General features: G+C 32.9%; 2 protein-coding genes. Both read right to left on the bottom strand.

Translation table 11 applies throughout. The annotated features are described in order from the left end of the window. Positions 1 to 46: 46 nt before the first annotated feature. Positions 47 to 886: a S1-like domain-containing RNA-binding protein gene (locus DIU01_RS07990; protein ID WP_290833270.1), complete on the bottom strand. Its 840-nt coding sequence runs from the start codon at positions 884 to 886 to the stop codon at positions 47 to 49. A 128-nt stretch (positions 887 to 1,014) separates the two neighbouring features. Further along, positions 1,015 to 2,067 (bottom strand): thiamine pyrophosphate-dependent enzyme (gene menD / locus DIU01_RS07995; RefSeq protein ID WP_290833272.1); only part of this gene is annotated, 1,053 nt, incomplete at its 5' end.

Genomic DNA, 2,067 nt, shown 5'->3' on the forward strand with positions numbered 1-2,067 from the left:
ACTAAGAACTGTTTCTAATTGCTAATTTGTCACTATCAAATAAAATTTATTTAACCAAATAAATTCCGTCGTCTTTAATTTCGATAAGTTTTTCTTTATATAAAAGACCGATTGCTTTCTTGAACGTTTTCTTACTCATTTTCAGAACTGTTTTGATATCTTCTGGATTTGAATTATCGTTCAATCTAAGAAAACCTCGACTTGCTCTCAATTCGTTCATGATAATTTCCGAATTAGGTTCGATGTTTTCAAAACCTTGTTTGTTAAGTGAAACATCAATTTTTCCATCAGGACGAACCAATTTTATGTAACCTTTCATTTTATCTCCTGTACGGATAGAATCGTCGTAAACCTCATCTTTATATACCAAACCTTTGTGCTTTTGGTTGATGATTACATTGATTCCGATTTCTGTAATATGAGAAATAATTAAATCTACTTCTTCACCTTTCTCTACAGTAATATTTTCATTATCAAGAAACTGATTGGTTTTACTAGAAGCCACTAACCTATTGGTTTTTTCGTCCATATAAAGGTAAACCAAGTAACGTTTTCCTTTTTCCATTGGTCGTGCTTGCTCTTTAAACGGAACTAAAATGTCTTTTTCCATTCCCCAATCCATGAAAGCACCAATTTGATTGATGTAATTCACACGTAAAAGTGCAAATTCATTCAAGAAAATATACGGAACTAAAGTGGTTGCAACTGGTCGTTCTTCATGATCTAAATACACAAAAACGGTGATTTCTTCACCAATTTCAAATACTTTTGGAACGTATTTATTAGGCAAAAGAACATCATCTGCTTCGTTTCCGTTTCCTAAAAATAATCCCACTTTTGTTTCGCGCAAAATGGTAAGCGTATTGTGTTGACCTATGTTAAGCATTTTCTTGAATTTGTGCAAAGGTACGAAAAGGTTTCGAGTTACGAGTTTTGAGTTTTGAGTTGCGAGTTGGAAGTTTAAAGCTTGAGGTTTTATTGTCGATATTAAGATGGAATTTTGTTATCCAATAATTAAACCAATTCTCTAAAATACTGCAACAATACCTTATCGTTTTCTAATGTTGGCGTGAAAACTTCTAATAAAACTGGTTTCTCATTTTGTGCAAACATCAATTCCAATCCTTTTTCTAAAGTTGTTTCGTTGCTTGCTATTAGGTATTCAAATCCGTACATTTTTGCCAAATGTTCGGCTGTTAAACAATGAGACGTTTCGAAAAAAGTATTAAAAACCGGACTTTCATCATGACCAGGAAGAATTCTAAAAATGCCGCCACCGCCATTATTCATCAAAATAATTTTGAAATTTTTCGGAATATAATTGTTCCACAACCCATTACTATCGTATAAAAACCCGATGTCGCCTGCTATTAAAACGGTTGGTTTTTGGGATGCTGATGCTGCGCCAATTGCTGTTGAAGTACTTCCGTCAATTCCGCTTGTGCCGCGATTGCAGAAGACTTCAATAGTTGGATTTATAGAGATTAATTGTGCGTATCGAATTGGCGAACTATTACTAATTTGCAACTGACTATTAGGTTGTAATTTGGGCAAAATAATATCAAACGCTTTTAAATCCGTAAACGGAATTTTATGCAAATATTCCAGATGCTTTATCGAACGTATTTCTCTAATTTCAAGCAACTTTTCTTGATAATCGCTTTCAATTGATGTTGTTTTAAAAAAGAAACTTGCAAATAATTCATTTGGTGAAACTTCAAAATGCTTTGTCAAACAACCATAAGTATCGTAAGCGCGCAATTTATCAATGTGCCAATGTTGTTTGGGTTGGTATTTTCTAAGAAATGCTTTAATTCTTTTAGAGACAATCATTCCGCCAAAAGTCAACAAAATATCGGGTTGAAATTCGAGGAAATCTTCTTCTGTAAAAGGTGTAATTATGGTGTCAATATTTGTAATATAATTTGAATGATGCACATTCGATGTTACTTCGGTCATGACAACAACTGAAGCATCATTTCCTAAAATATCTAAGTATTTCTGTTCGATTTCATTTGGAATCAAACCTCCAATTAAAACTAACTTCTTTTTGGATTGACTCCAATC

Origin of the sequence: Flavobacterium sp., from assembly GCF_003525665.1 — a bacterium.
Taxonomy (GTDB): domain Bacteria; phylum Bacteroidota; class Bacteroidia; order Flavobacteriales; family Flavobacteriaceae; genus Flavobacterium.